Source organism: Lentzea sp. NBC_00516 (genome assembly GCF_036346835.1).
Classification (GTDB): domain Bacteria; phylum Actinomycetota; class Actinomycetes; order Mycobacteriales; family Pseudonocardiaceae; genus Lentzea; species Lentzea sokolovensis.
Genome location: NZ_CP107840.1, coordinates 6,932,488 through 6,947,825 on the forward strand (window position 1 = coordinate 6,932,488; position 15,338 = coordinate 6,947,825).

The following is a 15,338-nucleotide window of genomic DNA, read 5'->3' on the forward strand; positions in this document are numbered from 1 at the left end:
TCATCAGAAACAACGAGCCACAGGAGCCAGAGATGCAGACCTTCGCCACCCCCGCCCCCATCGCCGCCATCCTCGACATCCCCGCCGGGCGCGTTCAGTTCATCGCCGCCGACCGCGCCGACACCGCCGTCGAGGTCCTGCCGGCCAACGCCGCGCAGAGCCGCGACGTGAAGGCCGCCGAGAAGATCAAGGTCGACTTCGCCGACGGCGTCCTGCGCATCACGACCGAGGCGGGCAACAAGATCCTCGGCTCGTCCGGAGCCGTCGAGGTCACCGTCCAGCTGCCCGCCGGTTCGCGGGTCGAGGCCAAGGCGGCCAGCGCCGAGTTCCGCGGCGTCGGCCGGCTCGGTGACATCGCCTTCGAGGCGGCACAGAGCGACATCAAGATCGACGAGGCCGCGCACGTCCGCCTCGTGACGCAGGCCGGTGACGTCACGGTCGGCCGCCTCAACGGTTCCGCCGAGATCACCACCCTGAAGGGCGACATCAACGTCAGCGTCGCCGCCGGACTCTCCGCCGCACTCGACGCCGGCACCTCGTACGGCCGCGTCAACAACGCGCTGCGCAACGCCGACGCGCCGGACCTGACGATCCGCGCCACCACGTCGTACGGCGACATCACCGCCCGCAGCCTCTGACCACACCACCGAACCTGGGGAGAGAGACCATGAGCACCACCGCCAACTACCAAGCCGCAGAACAACTCCTCCGCCGCCCCGCCGCCCCCGGCGAACTGGTCGTCGGCGACAAGGTCCGTCCACAGTGGATCGAAGACGGCCGCCGCTTCTGGTACCAGCTCCGCGACGGCGCCGACCGCCAGTTCGTCGTCGTCGACCCGGCGGCGGGCACCCGCACCCCTGACTTCGACCCGATGCCGTTCGTTGCCGTACCCGGCAACCCGCTGGAGGTCCCCTCCCCCGACGGCAAGGTCGCGGTCTCGCGGCGCGGCCACGACCTGTGGGCCCGCTCAGGTGAGCGCGAGTGGGCACTGACTTCGGACGGCGTTCCGGGCCACGGCTACGGATACGGCCCGGACGCCATGAGCTACGGCACGCTGATGCGCAAGTTCGGCCTCCCCTACATGCCACCGGCTCTGGCCTGGTCACCCGACTCGTCCAAGGTGCTCGCCCACCGCACCGACCAGCGCGACGTCCGCAAGACCCACCTCGTCGAATCGCGCCCGGCCGACGGCGGCGCCCCCGTCACCCACACCCAGCACTACGCCTACCCCGGCGACGAACACATGCCCCTCGCCGAGCTGGTCGTGTTCGACATCGCCGCGGGCAAGGCGGTGCACGCCCAGTGCGAACCGCTGCTCATGCCGGAGTTCTCCCCGCTCATGGCAGGCTGGGCGTGGTGGTCCGAGGACAGCACGGCGGTCTACTTCCTCTCCCGCACCCGCGACCAGCACACCCTGACCCTGAACCGGATGGACGCCTCGTCGGGCGAGGTCACCGTCGTGGTCAGCGAGACGGGCTCCAACCGCGTAGGCCCCAACCAGCTGATCTACGGCATGCCCATCGTCCGCGTGCTGGCCGACGAGGTGCTGTGGTTCTCGCAGCGCGACGGCTGGGGCCACCTCTACCGCTACGACCTGCACACCGGCGCGTTGCTCAACCAGGTCACCACGGGCCAATGGCTGGTCCGCGAGATCCTGCACGTCTCCGACGGCGTCGTGTACTTCACCGCGTCGGGCCTAGTGCCCGAGGACCCGTACCGCCGCACGGTGTGCCGCGTCGCCTTGGACGGCACCGGCTTCGCAGTCGTCACGGACGACTCGCTGGACCACGTCGTCACGGTGTCCCCGAACGGCGAGTACTTCGTCGACTCGTCATCCACTGTGGACACGCCGCCGGTGACCGTCGTGCGTTCGTGGAGCGGCGAAGTGCTGGTCTCGTTGGAGCAGGCCGACATCAGCCGGTTGCTCGCCACAGGCTGGACGCCCCCGGAACGCTTCCACGTCAAGGCAGCCGACGGCACCACCGACATCTACGGCGTTCTCTACAAGCCGCGCGACTTCGACCCGTCCGCCAGCTACGCGGTGGTGGACAGCGTCTACCCCGGCCCGCAGGTCACCCGTGTCGAACCGTGCTTCGACCCCGGCGGCATGGGCCTGGACGCGGAACCGTTGGCAGCACTCGGTTTCGTCGTGATCGCTCTTGACGGTCGCGGCACGCCGGGCCGTTCGAAGGCCTTCCACGACGTCTCGTACGGCAACCTGGCCGCCGCGGGCAGCCTGGAGGACCACGTGGCGGCACTGCACCAGCTGGCCGAGTCGAGGCCGTGGATGGACCTCTCCCGAGTGGGCGTGATGGGCCACTCAGGCGGCGGATTCGCTGCGGGACGGGCAGTGCTCGCCTGCCCCGAGACCTATCGCGCCGGTGTCGCGCTGTCGGGTTCGCACGACGCCAGGTACATCGGACTGGGCTGGGCCGAGACCGTCGACGGCCCGGACAACCCTTCGGCTTGGCTTCGCGCCTCGAACGTCGAGATCGCGGACCAGCTCGAAGGCAAGCTGCTGCTGATCCACGGCGAGCTCGACGACACCGTGCACCCGGACCACTCGCTTCGGATGGCGGACGCGCTCATCGCCGCGGGCAAGGAGTTCGAGCTCGTGATCGTGCCTGGGGCCGAGCACCTGTTCATCGACCGGATCGCGTACGTGCGCACGAAGTCCTGGGACTTCCTGGTGCGTTCGCTGATGGGGGTCGAGCCGCCGGCCTACCGTCCGGCGCCGATCGTCATCGACCCCGAGGTGCTGGGCGAGATGGTCTAGCGACCAGCCTTGACCTGGACCACTGATGCCGACCGCCTTTCACCGACACAGGTGAGGGGCGGTCGGCGCCTTCGCGTCCCCGGAATCGATACAGAATGGAGGCCCCCTGGGGGGTACGGGTCCCCATCCCAATCATCTCAAGGAGGTCTGACAATTTCGGCGCCTAGCCGGGAAGGAGGCTGGTGACCAACTTCCGCGATTGGTCCTCGTCCAGGGCTTGCCGGTCCAGCTGCTTCAGCACCAGTTCGTAGGCGGCCAGGGATCCCGTGTCCTCGACGATGAGACCCGGATTGAAGGTCTCGGCGAAGACCGCCGGCTCGTACTTGTAGTACTTCAGTTGAACGAACGAACCACCCAGTCCGGCGTGCGCACCGATGTTCGTCGGCACGATCCGGAGCGTGATGTACGGACGCGCCGACATGGCGAGCAGGTACAGCAACTGCTCCCTCATCAGCGCCGGACCTCCGACCGGCAGCCGAAGCGCCTGCTCGTGCACGTAGAAGGTGAACTCACGGCTGCTGTGGAAGATCACCCGCCGTTCGAGCTGACCAGACGAAGATCTTGTTGGCGAGGCGTTCCTGCTCGGCCAGGTTGCGGATCTGTTCCGGCACACCGGATTCGCAGAACAGGAGTTGTGCCCTTTTCGCAAGTCTCTCCGTAGAGCGCGAGCAGGCGGCGGGCCTCGTCCGGCTCGGCCTGGCAGAGGCCGAGGAGCATCGCGAGCTCGACCTCGGTGACCCCACCCTTGCCGTTGACCAGGTCAGAGACCTTGGCCTGTTCAAAATCAAGCAGTTCGGCGATCCGCCGCTGGGGCATCCCGGTTGCCTCGATGACGGCACGGACGCCATCACCGAACGAGCGACCGACCACGCTCGAAAATCGTTTCGGCATGGTCGGAAGCTAGAACCCCAGAACCCCGCTCCTCCATCGTTTGGATGCGACTCGCCACGAAGGAAGTACTTCTTGGAGCGGTTCTAAATCCGCTTCGAGATCAGCGGGTACTCGACCACCAGGCCGTTGGGGTCGACCTTGATGTTCTGTTCGAATCCGCCGCTCTTGAACCGCACGACGGAGACGTCGTCCGCGACGGACACCGTCTTGTAGGTCTGGGTCACGGCCTTCACGGTCAGGTCGGGCAGCGACACCCGCACGACGGGCAGCGCGTGCTCGCCCGGCTCGCGGTGCAGACCGAGGCGGCGGATCGGGATGGCGTTGAACAGGACGGCGAACTGGACGTCGACGTCCAGCGCGTCGTTGAACGTCTCACGTTTGCTGCCCTGGCCGTGGTCGACCAGCCAGGCTCCGTCCTCGGTGCGCGAAAGGGAGCACTGGCGCTCCTCGAGAACCGTGGCGGTGCGCAGCAGCAGGCGGTTCACCTGGCCGCTCTCGCCCACTGACACCTCGAAGGAGGCGTTGAACTGCTCGTCGGGGCCTGCGGCGACCAGACGACCGGACGCGCGCAGGCGCTGGTCGTTCGAGAGGAGCAGGCGTACCTGTTCCAGCCGCGGCTCGTGGATGCCCTGCCAGGTGATCATCTCGGGCCTGCGGGCAGAAGGAGAGCGGGTCTCTCCGGTGGAGGTGACCCGCCCCGCGTCAGTGGCGTTGAAGGAGTTCACTCATCCACCTGGAAGGATGTCCTTGATCTTCGTGGCTACCGAGTCGACCTGGTCTTCGTGGCCGAACTTGCCTGCGACGAAGTCCGCCGCGGCGTCAATGCCCTGGTCGACCTTCTCGTGGTTCTGCTCGGCCAGGTCCAGGGCCTTGTTCTTGATCTCGTCGAAGTTCATGTGATGCTCCTTCGTCCCTGCCGCAGAGTACCCGAGTAGGGCCCGCGTGTTGATAGCCGGCGATCACGCTAACTCCACCTGGACAAGTTGGCTGGGTGACAACGAAGATGTCGCTACCGCCGCCTGGTCGGCCGCCGTCGCGGTCAGAACCAGGAGGAAGTTGCATGACACGGCTCCTGCGTGGAGTTATGTCCGCAGTACTGCTGTTGCCGCTCGTCGCGGTCCCCTCGGCCAACGCCACGGCCGATGTTCAGGGGAAAGCGAAGTTCACGGTGACGACCACGGCCACGAACGTCGCGGCCCGCAGTGACCGGCGTCCGGTCGCCGGTGGGGTCTACGACAAGAAGGCCGGCAAGACGTTCATCTCGTGGGCGGGCCAGTACGAGGACAGCTACGTTCAGGCGTACGACCACCGCAAGTCCACGTGGTCCACGCCCAACCGGGTCGCGGACGGCGACTCGGACGCGCACAACTACCCGACCATGGTCCAGGCCAAGGACGGGCACCTGCTCATCTTCCGCGGCATGCACAACATCGAGTTGCGCATGTCCCGTTCGCCCCAGCCCAACTCGGTCGACGGTGTCTGGGAAGAGACGCTGATCTCGAAGAACGCGGCCACGTACCCGATGCCGTTCGTCACGCGCGACGGCACGATCTACGTCTTCTACCGCGAGACGACCCGCGACCTCGACAAGGTCACCCCCACGGACACCCGGCCGATGCTCTACGTGGTGTCCAAGGACAACGGCAAGACGTGGAAGACCTCCACGGAGCTGACCGGGGACAGGTTCGCGATCGGTTCGACCTCCCGTGCGGACAACATGAACGAGATCTACATCGGTCAGCTGCGGCTGGAGGACAACGGCCGCGTGCGGATCGTGTACACGCTCGCGGGTGGTGGCACGGAAGGACATCTGCACGACCGGTACCACCGCAACATCTACTACACGTGGTTCGACCCGAAGAACCGGCACTTCTACTCGGCGTCCGGCAAGGATCTGGGCACCCAGATCGACGACGCCGACCAGGAGACGCACCTCAAGGTCGCGGAGACCCCGCTGACCCTGCCGAACGCCGTGAAGTCCCCCGACTACATCCAGCAGGTGGGCACGACGCTGGGCAAGCCGTTCCTGTTGTGGTTCATGGGCGACGAGGCCAAGGGGCCGCTGCGCAACTACCTGTCCACCTGGAACGGCCGGAACTGGGAGACCAAGGAGGTCGCACGGGGACTGCGCACCCGTGAGATCGAGGAGGTCGACCTGTTCACGTGGCGGGTCTACGCGACCGAGGACGGCAAGCCGAACGTGAACACCTACCTGGTGCGGTTCGGTCGTTTCTGGTCGCCCGAGTCCGTCATCCCGACGGCCAAGCCGGTGCAACGCGTCGAGATCGTGGAGAACTTCCGCGACCCGGCCCGTGCGATCTTCTCGGGCGCCTCATCGGCCAGGGACGTCGCGATCGCCGACGGGGACATCTACGTGGCGGGCGTCAGCCGCCGATAACACCTTCTCCAGAAATGGCAAACGCCCCCTGCTCCGGCGCGGAACCAGGGGGCGTTCGTCTGTGAGGCTAGCTGCCTAGATCAGGCGCCGGCCTTCTTGCGACGGACCACGAACAGCGCACCGACACCGGCGCCGACGAGGACCAGACCGCCGAGCAGCGGCCACAGGATCGACGCACCGGTCGACGCGAGGTCGTCCTCGCCGCCACCCGGAGCCGGGTTGGCCGGGGTGGAGGAGGTGGCCGGAGTCGTGGTCTCGGGCGACGTGGTGGTGGTCGTCGTGGTGGCGGTCGTCGTGGTCGTGGTGGGAGGCACGGCGCCGGCCTTCCAGTCGGCCTTGGCGTCCTTCTCGACCTTGACCTTCTGCGGCTGCGCGACGACGAGCGACTGAGCGACACCGTCCTTGCCGGCCGAAGCCTTGTCCTTCGCGACGAACAGGCGACCCTCGGACAGCGTGGCCTCGGCGGAGAGCTTGAACTCCGCCTGGCCGTCCTTCGTGCCTTCCGGAACGTTCACGAAGAACTCGGTGACCTTGTCGCCCGTGCCCTGAACGGCGAGCTTGTCGTCCTTCTTCTGCACCGCGAGCGGCTTGCCGTCGGCGTCGACGATGGTGACGCCCTCGGGGAGGTTCGCGGTCAGCTTGACCTCGGAGGCCGTGGTCGTGACCTTGAACGGGCCGATCTTCTGGCCGGGCTTGCCGGACTGCGACTCCGGGTCGATGACCAGCGTCGGCTTCGGCTCGGCCTCCGGCGTGGCGTCCGCGACGAAGCGCTTGTAGAGCGCCACCATCTCGGCGTCGTTCTGCTTGGTGTCGGCGAGCTCGGCGCCGTCGGAGAAGTGCCAGATCGCCGCCTGCGTGGCCGCGATGATGTCTTCCTTGTCAAGCTTGTCGATCTTGAACGCGTCCTTGACGTTCTTCACCGACTGGCTCGGGTAGGACCTCTTCAGGATCCAGAGGACCTTGCCCGAGTTCTCCTTGAACTTGGTGTTCGGGTTCGGGTGCTTGTCCCACGGCACCTCCTTGAGGACGTCACCGTCCACGAGGGGGGTCGGCAGCTCGACGCAGTAGGCGAAGACGTTGGTGCGGTCCTTCTCGTCATCGATGCGGAGCTTGATGATCGAGGTGTCCTGCTTCTGCGGCTCCTCGCCCGCCTTGCCGGGCTTGAGGTACACGTTGTGGCCCTGCTCCGAACCACCGCGGTCCGGCGTGATCTTCACCTCGGCGTGGGCGGGAAGGGCCGAGAACGCGAGGGCGGCGGTCGCGCCGAGCAGCGCGGTGCCGATCCTGAACCGGGAAGCCATGGGTCTCCTTGCTCGCTGAAATTAACCCGAACGCGGCGGGAAGTCAGTCATCCGTCGGGACGGTCGGCACGTCGTCATCGACACTGAACCGACAGGAAGCGAGCGGGACGTTAGCCGATGGGGTGACACACGTATGAGTGAGGTAAGGAGACCAGGTCATACAGTCAGTGAGCAGCGTAAACATACTCACGGTGTCCACAGTGGATAGGCCTGCGATGCATTCATTCCGTCAGGTGACGTTAAATTCGTTGCCGAACAGTTATCAATAGCGGCGTCCCGCTACGGATGATCACCCAGGTCGGTTCAGAGACCTACGCCACCATTTCGGTAACTTCTGCCGGACGAATGTCGCCGGGACGCAGCGAAGTGCCCCGCAGGCACATCTCCTTGGGCTCCGGGCGGCGGCCGGTGAGAATCCAGCGGGTCAACCCGGCCAACTGGTAGGCGATCAGCGGCGGAACAGCGTCTCCCACGTGCCGGTACGCGTTCCCGAGAATCGAGACGTCGAAGCGGAACTGGCGCGGAAACCCTTGCAGGAGCGCCATCTCGCGGACCGTGCAGAGGCGGTGCTGGACGGGGTGGGCATAACGCCCGTTGCCGACGTGGCCGCATTCCCGCTTGATGGTGCGGGCGGGTTCGTCCCACCACAACCGGCCGTAGACATCGGGGTGCGAACCCCAGTTCTGCTGTTCGACGATCTTGCGTTGTGCAGGATTCAACAACTCTGCGGTCTCCGGTGAACGGAGCAGATCGGCCCACGATCCGCCGTTCGCGGGAATTGCACGCATTCTTTCGAGACTGCGGTCCTGGGAAAAGGTCGGGGATACGTGAATGGGGTCTTCCAGGTCCGCCACTCCGGCGGCGACCACCGGCAGCTTGCTGATCGCGCGCCGGACCGTGACGGCGGACGGGCGGATGACCCGGCCGGCCCACAGGTCGTCCAGCGTCAGCAACGGCAGGCCGGCGTCCACGGCCACCATCAGCGTCCGCTCGCGCAGCTGCGGCAGGCCGAACTTCGACAGCATGTGCGTGCCGCCCCAGACCGAGTACCCGAGCCGGGTGAGCTCCTCGGCGAGGCTGTCGAAGTGGTGGCGCTGTTTGCCCTTGACGAGTTCGCGGGCGTTCTCCATCAGCACGACCTTCGGGCGCAGCTCCTCCGCGTACACCGCGATGCGGCCGACGAGGGAGTTGCGCGGGTCGTCACGCAGGTGGTTCTGCGAGGTGATGCGGCTGAAGCCCGAACACGGCGGGCACGCGAGCAGCACGTCCAGTTCGCCGCGCTTGAGGCCCCAGACCTCGCGCAACGCCGCCGGCGAGACCTTCGCGAGGTTGACCTCCAGCGGGTCGACGCCGATGTTCGCGCGGTAGGTGTCGTTGCAGCGCAACGAACCCAACTTCGAACTCGGCTTGCCGATCTGCGCGTCGGCGGCGCCCACGACCCGGAAGTCGCGGTGGGCGTGGAAGCCGAAGCTCATGCCGCCCGCACCCGAGAAGATGTCGGCCACCGAGAAGGACACGGCGAGATCGTACGGGCGAGGCGCCGAGGACCTTTCCGTGACATCCCGTACCTTTCCCGCCTATGGAGCTGCCGCGCGCCTGGCAACGGCCTGACCCGTTGCGCGGACTCGACAGGATTTCCTGGACCGAGGTCTACGACGGCCGGGGTGGCGCCGGTCGCGTGCCCCGTCTGCTGCGCTCCCTGATGGACCCCAGCGAGGACGTGCGGCAGAACGCGCTCTCATCGCTCGCTGACCGGCTGCTGACCGACGACACGGTGTCCGAGGCCTCGTTCTGCACCGTGCCGTTCCTGGTGGAACTGGGAGCGTCCTACAAGGTCGCGGGCGACGTGCGGGACCGGGTGATCTTCCTGCTGGCCGCCATGGCGTTGGCGGGCAAGGGGTTCACCGAGGACGGACGCCGCACGCACCGCAGGTGGAACGCTCTCGGCCGCGAACTGCCCCGCACGGCCCCGGACTGGCTGACGCAGACCCGGCACGCCGTCGCCCAGGGAGCACCGAAGATCTTCGAGGCGCTCGCGTCCGAACGGGTCGCGTGCCTGGTCGCGCTGGCCTGCGCGGTGCCGGAGAAGCTGCCCGCGTTCGTGCACGGGCTGATCACGGACATGATCGACCTGCCGGGCGAGGAGATGCTCGCGGACGCCGCCGAGATCGGTGTGGCGCTGCTGAAGGACTCGCCCGAGTTACTGGGTGTGGACCAGCCGAAGGTGCTGGGCGAGGGGCTGGTGCGTCCGGTGCACCAGCCGCCCGAGGTCGCCGCCGCCCTGATGGGCTACCAGTTCGCCCTCGTCTCCGCGTACGGGGACGAGGGCGCCTGGTGAACGTTCCTACGCGGTGACGGCCTCTTCGATGGCCTGCTCGACCTGAGCCTCGTCCTCGACCGCGATGGCGGGTTCCAGGGCACCGAGGCCCGTCCCCCACTCCTGGTCAGCCAACGCGAACGCCGCGACCGTCAGCGCCGCCACGGGCGCGCCCACGGGCATGTTCTCGCGGTGCAGATCGAGATCGAGGCGGCCGCCGATCGGTGACGGGCTCAGCCGCAGCGTCGCGTGCGCGGCCTCCTCGGGGTGCGCGAGCCGGCAGGCCCAGCCGGTGAAGATCACGCGGCGTTCGTCGGCCTCGGTCGGCTGCACGGCCCGCACGTTGGCGCCCACGGCACCGGCGCGGTGGTTGTCCGCGGCCTGCAGCACGAGCTCCTCGAACTCCATCGAGGAGATGCCGAGGTTCCAGCCGGCGACCAGGGCGACCTGCACCAGCGCGAGCGGCAGCGTCGGGACGGCGTCCTCGAAGCACACCATCGCGCCGCCGTAGCGGGTGTTGATCTCGGTCGGCAGGAAGCCGTCCTCGGTCGCGATGCCGTCCAGCGTGAACGTGCCGCGGTAGCCGACGGTCTCGCGCAGGTGCTCGCCGACGCGGCGGGCCAGGTTGCGCATCTCGTCGCGGATCCACACGGGCGGGTCGTAGTACGACGCGCAGCCCGCGTAGAGGAACTTGGCCTGGCCCTGGCGGCGCGGCACGACCATCTCGATCGGGCGCAGCACCGCGGTGCCGTCCGGGAAGACGATGCCGTGCACGCTGACCGGAATGCCTTCCAGGAACGGCATCACGCGGACCTGGTCGCACTTGGGCGCGAGCACGTCGAAGGCTTCCTTGGCCTCCTCGTACGACCGCACGCGGCGCACGAAGTTCGCGCCGCCGTTGATCGCGGGGCCGTCACCGGACCAGACGACGCCGGCGCCGCGGTCCAGGATCTCCGAGGCGCCCCAGAGACGTTCGAAGTCGAGGTCGAACACCAACGCGGGCGCGCGGCGGGCGGACAGCTCGTCCCACAGCGCGTCGATGGTGGTCTTGTTCTCCAGCGCGACCCACTCGGGCTCCCGCGCGTTCAGCACGGGACGGCCCTGGAACGAGCTGATCTCGTTGTAGGGCGTGCTGATCACGACCGCTTCGCTGCCGGGGTCGAAGTCGCGCAGGATCGCCTTGACCTCGTTGCCCGGCTTGGTGAGCAGCTTGCCGAGACGGCGCTGCTCGACGGCGACCAGGCTGCCCTTGATGCCCAGCGACACCCAGCGGGCGATCACGGAATCATGAAGCGGGGCATGATCGTCGGTATCGAGCACGAGCGTATGGCGGGCACCGAGCGTATGCAGCTCATGTGCGCGTTTCGCCAGACGCGTGCCGCCGGCCAGAACTACCAGCCGGTCACCGAACAACCTGCCGAGGCGCTCGTTGAGCGCTGAGAGGACATGATTCATCGCCGAAAACTCGCTTAAGAGAAGCGGAGGACGTGACCGGCGATCGCCGGGTGACGCGTAGCGTAGAGCCACCCGGTATGTGTGTCGAAGCACGGTCCGGCAACGGCCGGATGAATCTTGAGACAGGCCTGTCGGCTCAGGCCGCGACGCAAGTGGATCAGTCGTTGGTGCGGGTGCTCACAGAGAGCGGGCCGCGTCCCGAAGGACCTGGTCAACGCGGGCGAGGAAGCTGCGCTTGGGGTTGATCGACGGCAACGGCGCCGTGAGCTCTGCGGGACCGGGCGCGGGTGCTGCTCCCACGATCTCGGCCACGTTGCGCAAAAACTCCTGCCGCTTGAACTCGTGCACGGCGTGATCGTGCAGAAGTCCGGCGATGCTCGTGTGCACAGCGCGATGGGGGTAACTCACTCGTGTGTTATCGGCGCAGTCTCCGTCGACCTTTAGGGTCAACTCGTGCGAGTTCTAGTGACCGGTGCCACTGGGTACGTCGGCAGGGCCGTGGTGCGTGAGCTGCGGGTTCATGGTCATGAACCGGTTTCGTCCCGTCAACGCCTGTCAGAGCCGTTCGAGTTGGCCGATGTGGACGCCGTCATCCACCTGGCCGCGATCGCTCGCGTCCGGGAGTCGTTTCTTGATCCACTCCCTTACTACGAGACGAACGTGGGCGGGACGCTGAATCTGCTCAAAGCCCTGAAGGGCCAACGATTCCTGCTCGCTTCGACTGGCACGGTGTACCGGCCGTCGGACGCCGTCCTGACCGAGGAATCGGTCCGGGAACCCTCCTCTCCGTACGCCGCCTCCAAGGCCGCCGCGGAGGACCTCGTGGCGTGGGCTGCACAGTCAGGACAGGTCGGGGCGACCACTCTCCGTTTGTTCAACGTCGCTGGAGGTGGTGACACGGACACCAGTCGGGTGATCACCCGGGCTGTCGCGTGCGCCGCCGGAACCGTGCCTGGAATGGACGTCTACGGCGACGGTGGGGCCGTGCGCGACTTCGTGCACGTACGCGACGTTGCTGCTGCCTTCGTCGTGGCGTTGGAGGCTTGTTCCGTGGGCACGTCGGCGGTCTACAACGTCGGGGCGACCGCCGCTTCGGTGCGAGACGTGCTGGACGCCGTTGCCGACGTGACGGGACGGGCCGTGGACGTCACCTGGAAGCCCGCGAACGCCGGTGAGATTCGATCACTGCGGGCCGACTCGTCGCGGCTGCGCGCGCTGGGCTGGGAGCCGCGTTCGTCGGCGTTGGAGGAGATCGTCAGGGACCAGTGGCTCGCTTCGGCACCGGCACCCGGTCCAGGTCCTTCGCGATGACGATCTCGCCGTCGAACTCCGCGGCCGCCTCGGCGTGGAACTCGGCGGGGTCCTCGTAGCGCTGCGAGAAGTGGGTCAGCACCAGCTTGCGGACCCGGCAGTCCTGCGCGACGCGGGCGGCCTGCTGGGCGGTGAGGTGGCCGTGGTCGCCGGCGAGCTTGGTGTCGCGGGCGAGGTAGGTCGACTCGATCACCAGCATGTCGGCGTTGTCGGCGAGTTCGAAGACGTTGTCGCAGAGCCTGGTGTCCATGACGAACGCGAACCGCTGGCCCTTGCGGGGTTCGCTGACGTCCTCGAGCCTGATGCCGTCGAGTTCGCCCTGGGTCTGGAGCGTGCGCACCTGCGGGCCCTGGATGCCGTGTTGTTTCAGCTTCTCCGGGAGCATCCGGTGGCCGTCCGGTTCGATCAGGCGGTAGCCGACGCTGTCGATGCCGTGGTCGAGGCGGTAGGCCTCCAGCGTGCCGAACCTCCCGTTGGCGATCTCGCCGTCGTCGACCACCGGGACCTCCTTGATGTCCGCGGCGTCGTAGAAGGCGCTGGCGTAGCGGAGGCGTTCGAAGAAGTGGGCGCCCGACTGCGGGTAATGCGCGTGGACGGTGTGCGGGACTCGGTCCAGGGACAGCCTCTGGACGATGCCGGGAACGCCCAGGCAGTGGTCGCCGTGGAAGTGCGTGATGCAGATCCGGGTGATGTCGCTCGCAGCGGCGCCTGAGCGCAGGAGTTGCCTCTGGCTGCCATCGCCTGGGTCGAAGAGGAAGCCCTCGCCGTCCCACCTGAGCAGATAGCCGTTGTGGTTGCGCTGGCGCGTGGGAACCTGGCTGGCCGTTCCCAGGACGATCAGTTCCCGGACTGTCACACCCTGACGTTAACGTCTGTCCCATGCGGAGCGTGGAAGTGGCGGCGTCGTGGCCTGTCGAGAACGTGGCGGTGGCCGTGGTGGCCCCCGAAGGCGTGGTCAGCTCGTTGGGTGATCAACAGCGCGTGTTCCCGCTCGCCTCCGTGACGAAGCTGCTGACCTCGTACGCCGTGCTGGTGGCCGTCGAGGAGGGCGCGGTCGAGTGGGACCAGCCGGCGGGTCCTGAGGGGTCGACCGTGCGGCATCTGATCGCGCACACCGCTGGATACGCGTTCGACAAGGCCGAGGTGCAGGCCGCTCCCGGCACCCGCCGGATCTACTCGAACGCCGGGTTCGACGTGCTGGCTTCTTTTGTGGGTTCGGCGTGCGAGATGCCGTTCGCGACCTATTTGCACGAGGCTGTTTTCGCGCCGTTGGGGATGAATTCTTCCGCTTTGGTCGGCTCTGCTGGTGCCGGAGCGGAGTCCTGCGCCGCTGACCTGGCGTTGTTCGCCGCCGAGCTGCTGTCGCCGCGGTTGGTGTCCGGGGAGTTGGTGTCCGAGGCGACTTCAGTCGTGTTCCCCGGCCTGAACGGCGTGCTGCCCGGTTATGGCATGCAGAAGCCGAACGACTGGGGCCTCGGTTTCGAAATCCGCGACTCGAAGTCGCCGCACTGGACCGGGACTTCTTTTTCCGCGCGGACTTTCGGCCACTTCGGTCAGTCCGGCACGTTCCTGTGGGTCGACCCGGAGATCTCCGCGGCCTGCGTCGCGTTGACGGACCTGCGCTTCGGGCCGTGGGCGGTCGAGGCGTGGACACCGTTCTCCGACGGCGTCCGTGCGGAACTGGTCAGTCGGCGAGCCTGATCGCGAGCTGACGCAGGACCTCCTGCACGTCGGCTTCCTCGTAGTCGTTCTCGTAGGCCTGCGCGACCCCGTGGAAGGCGTAGAGCAGGCCCGCGGTGAACCAGCCGAACTGCGACAGCACCTGGTCCATGGCCTGCTTGAGGGCCTGCTGGCCGGCCTCGTTCAGCTCGCCGTCGACCTTGACCTCGTAGCTGAACACGCCTTCCTGCAACGACTTGAGCGCCATGCGCAGGTAGTCGTTGGATCCGGCGCCGTCGTAGGTGAGCGTCAGGACGCCGAGCGCCCGCTGCATGATCTCCCGCTGCTCCACGCCGCCACTCTGCCTGGTGATCAGGCGTGCGTCACCTTCCGACACCCCAACGGACCCAGGCGGGGTCCTCGGGTTCGAGCCGCTGCTCGAAGGCCTCGGCGATCGCGTCGACGTCCCACGCGGCGTTTTCGAGGACAGGTTCCTTCGGCGACGTCTGCACCATGACGTGCAACTGCCCGTTGGCGAACCGGATGAGCTGCCCGGTGACCTTCGCGGCGCGGTCGCTCAGCAGGTACGTGACCAGCGGCGCGATCGTCTCCGGCGGCCCGCTGGGCTTCGCTTTGGTGTCGGTGGCGGCCATGCGCGTCCAGGCGACCGGGCACACGGCGTTGACTCTGATGCCGCGCTCGTGGAGTTCCGCCGCCGCCCCGGCCGTGATGCTCGCCACCGCCCCCTTGGAGGCGCTGTAGGTGAGCGCCGTCGGCTGCCCGGCCATCGCGACCGAGCCGAGGTTGACGATCGACCCTCCGCGCATGCTCCTGACCGCGGCGTTGGTGCAGTAGAGGGTGCCGAGCACGTTGGTCTCGATGAGCTCGCGCATGCTGCGGGGGTCGTCCTGGCCGATCTCGGCCTGGTAGCGGATGCCGGCGTTGTTGACGAGCCCGTCGATCCTGCCGAACGCCGCCGTGCAGGTGTCGACCACGGCCTCGGCCTGATCGGGATCCGAGACGTTGCCGGCGCTCACGACGGCCTTGCCGCCCTGGAGCGTGATGAGGTCGGCGACCTGTTTGGCGAGCAGCTCGTTCACGTCGTTGATCACCACCGCGGCTCCCTCAGCCGCTGCATGAGTAGCGAACGCCCGTCCCAAACCCTGCCCGGCGCCGGTGATGACCACGGCCTTGCCCGCCAGAATCGCCATGCTTCGAGTGTGGCCATCC

18 protein-coding genes are annotated in these 15,338 nt (G+C 67.4%); 7 read left to right on the forward strand and 11 right to left on the reverse strand.

What is annotated here, in order from left to right; genetic code table 11:
• The first annotated feature begins 32 nt into the window (after positions 1–32).
• On the forward strand, positions 33–638 hold the full coding sequence (locus OG205_RS31530; protein WP_330271596.1) for a DUF4097 family beta strand repeat-containing protein: 606 nt from the start codon (positions 33–35) through the stop codon (positions 636–638).
• Positions 639–667: 29 nt separating this feature from the next.
• Entirely contained in the window at positions 668–2,776 is a 2,109-nt protein-coding gene (locus OG205_RS31535) for a S9 family peptidase (RefSeq protein WP_330271597.1), read from the forward strand.
• Between the two features lie 163 nt (positions 2,777–2,939).
• On the opposite strand, the gene OG205_RS31540 is transcribed toward OG205_RS31535, so the two are convergent.
• From OG205_RS31540 to OG205_RS31555, 4 genes are all read right to left on the reverse strand, one after another.
• On the reverse strand, positions 2,940–3,308 hold the full coding sequence (locus tag OG205_RS31540) for a DUF5753 domain-containing protein (protein ID WP_330271598.1): 369 nt from the start codon (positions 3,306–3,308) through the stop codon (positions 2,940–2,942).
• On the reverse strand, positions 3,305–3,646 hold the full coding sequence (locus tag OG205_RS31545; protein ID WP_330271599.1) for a helix-turn-helix domain-containing protein: 342 nt from the start codon (positions 3,644–3,646) through the stop codon (positions 3,305–3,307). The genes OG205_RS31540 and OG205_RS31545 overlap by 4 nt, the downstream gene beginning before the upstream one ends.
• Positions 3,647–3,750: 104 nt before the next feature.
• Positions 3,751–4,392, reverse strand: coding sequence for a putative glycolipid-binding domain-containing protein (locus OG205_RS31550; protein ID WP_330271600.1), 642 nt, complete (start codon positions 4,390–4,392; stop codon positions 3,751–3,753).
• Positions 4,393–4,563, reverse strand: a complete 171-nt coding sequence (locus tag OG205_RS31555; protein WP_330271601.1) for an antitoxin — start codon at positions 4,561–4,563, stop codon at positions 4,393–4,395. It abuts the gene before it with no gap.
• A 188-nt stretch (positions 4,564–4,751) separates the two neighbouring features.
• Here OG205_RS31555 and OG205_RS31560 point away from each other — a divergent pair, with 188 nt between their 5' ends.
• A complete protein-coding gene (locus OG205_RS31560; protein WP_330271602.1) occupies positions 4,752–6,065 on the forward strand; it encodes a BNR-4 repeat-containing protein in 1,314 nt (437 codons plus the stop codon).
• 80 nt (positions 6,066–6,145) lie between these two features.
• On the opposite strand, the gene OG205_RS31565 is transcribed toward OG205_RS31560, so the two are convergent.
• Positions 6,146–7,366, reverse strand: a complete 1,221-nt coding sequence (locus OG205_RS31565; protein ID WP_330271603.1) for a thioester domain-containing protein — start codon at positions 7,364–7,366, stop codon at positions 6,146–6,148.
• Positions 7,367–7,677: 311 nt separating this feature from the next.
• On the reverse strand, positions 7,678–8,883 hold the full coding sequence (locus tag OG205_RS31570; protein WP_330271604.1) for a DNA cytosine methyltransferase: 1,206 nt from the start codon (positions 8,881–8,883) through the stop codon (positions 7,678–7,680).
• Positions 8,884–8,945: 62 nt separating this feature from the next.
• Between OG205_RS31570 and OG205_RS31575 the strand changes: the two genes are divergently transcribed.
• A complete protein-coding gene (locus tag OG205_RS31575) occupies positions 8,946–9,704 on the forward strand; it encodes a hypothetical protein (RefSeq protein ID WP_330271605.1) in 759 nt (252 codons plus the stop codon).
• 6 nt (positions 9,705–9,710) lie between these two features.
• On the opposite strand, the gene OG205_RS31580 is transcribed toward OG205_RS31575, so the two are convergent.
• The gene (locus OG205_RS31580) at positions 9,711–10,964 is read right to left on the reverse strand and encodes a hypothetical protein (RefSeq protein WP_330271606.1); all 1,254 of its coding nucleotides are present in this window, start codon (positions 10,962–10,964) and stop codon (positions 9,711–9,713) included.
• Between the two features lie 18 nt (positions 10,965–10,982).
• Between OG205_RS31580 and OG205_RS31585 the strand changes: the two genes are divergently transcribed.
• Positions 10,983–11,123 (forward strand): hypothetical protein, encoded by a 141-nt coding sequence (locus OG205_RS31585; protein ID WP_330271607.1) that lies wholly within the window; start codon positions 10,983–10,985, stop codon positions 11,121–11,123.
• A gap of 192 nt (positions 11,124–11,315) precedes the next feature.
• On the opposite strand, the gene OG205_RS31590 is transcribed toward OG205_RS31585, so the two are convergent.
• Complete coding sequence (locus tag OG205_RS31590; RefSeq protein ID WP_319976158.1) at positions 11,316–11,525, reverse strand: hypothetical protein; 210 nt, start codon at positions 11,523–11,525, stop codon at positions 11,316–11,318.
• Between the two features lie 66 nt (positions 11,526–11,591).
• Here OG205_RS31590 and OG205_RS31595 point away from each other — a divergent pair, with 66 nt between their 5' ends.
• Positions 11,592–12,449, forward strand: coding sequence for an NAD-dependent epimerase/dehydratase family protein (locus OG205_RS31595; RefSeq protein ID WP_330271608.1), 858 nt, complete (start codon positions 11,592–11,594; stop codon positions 12,447–12,449).
• Here OG205_RS31595 and OG205_RS31600 read toward each other — a convergent pair.
• Positions 12,394–13,305, reverse strand: coding sequence for a ribonuclease Z (locus OG205_RS31600; RefSeq protein ID WP_330271609.1), 912 nt, complete (start codon positions 13,303–13,305; stop codon positions 12,394–12,396). The genes OG205_RS31595 and OG205_RS31600 overlap by 56 nt on opposite strands.
• A gap of 23 nt (positions 13,306–13,328) precedes the next feature.
• Here OG205_RS31600 and OG205_RS31605 point away from each other — a divergent pair, with 23 nt between their 5' ends.
• A complete protein-coding gene (locus OG205_RS31605; RefSeq protein ID WP_330271610.1) occupies positions 13,329–14,150 on the forward strand; it encodes a serine hydrolase domain-containing protein in 822 nt (273 codons plus the stop codon).
• Here the strand turns inward: OG205_RS31605 and OG205_RS31610 are convergent.
• Together OG205_RS31610 and OG205_RS31615 are read right to left on the reverse strand one after the other, a co-directional pair.
• Positions 14,134–14,505 (reverse strand): hypothetical protein, encoded by a 372-nt coding sequence (locus tag OG205_RS31610; RefSeq protein WP_330271611.1) that lies wholly within the window; start codon positions 14,503–14,505, stop codon positions 14,134–14,136. The two genes, OG205_RS31605 and OG205_RS31610, sit on opposite strands and share 17 nt — an antisense overlap.
• Positions 14,492–15,319, reverse strand: a complete 828-nt coding sequence (locus OG205_RS31615) for an SDR family NAD(P)-dependent oxidoreductase (RefSeq protein ID WP_330271612.1) — start codon at positions 15,317–15,319, stop codon at positions 14,492–14,494. Before OG205_RS31615 ends, OG205_RS31610 begins: the two co-directional genes overlap by 14 nt.
• Between the last annotated feature and the right edge of the window lie 19 nt (positions 15,320–15,338).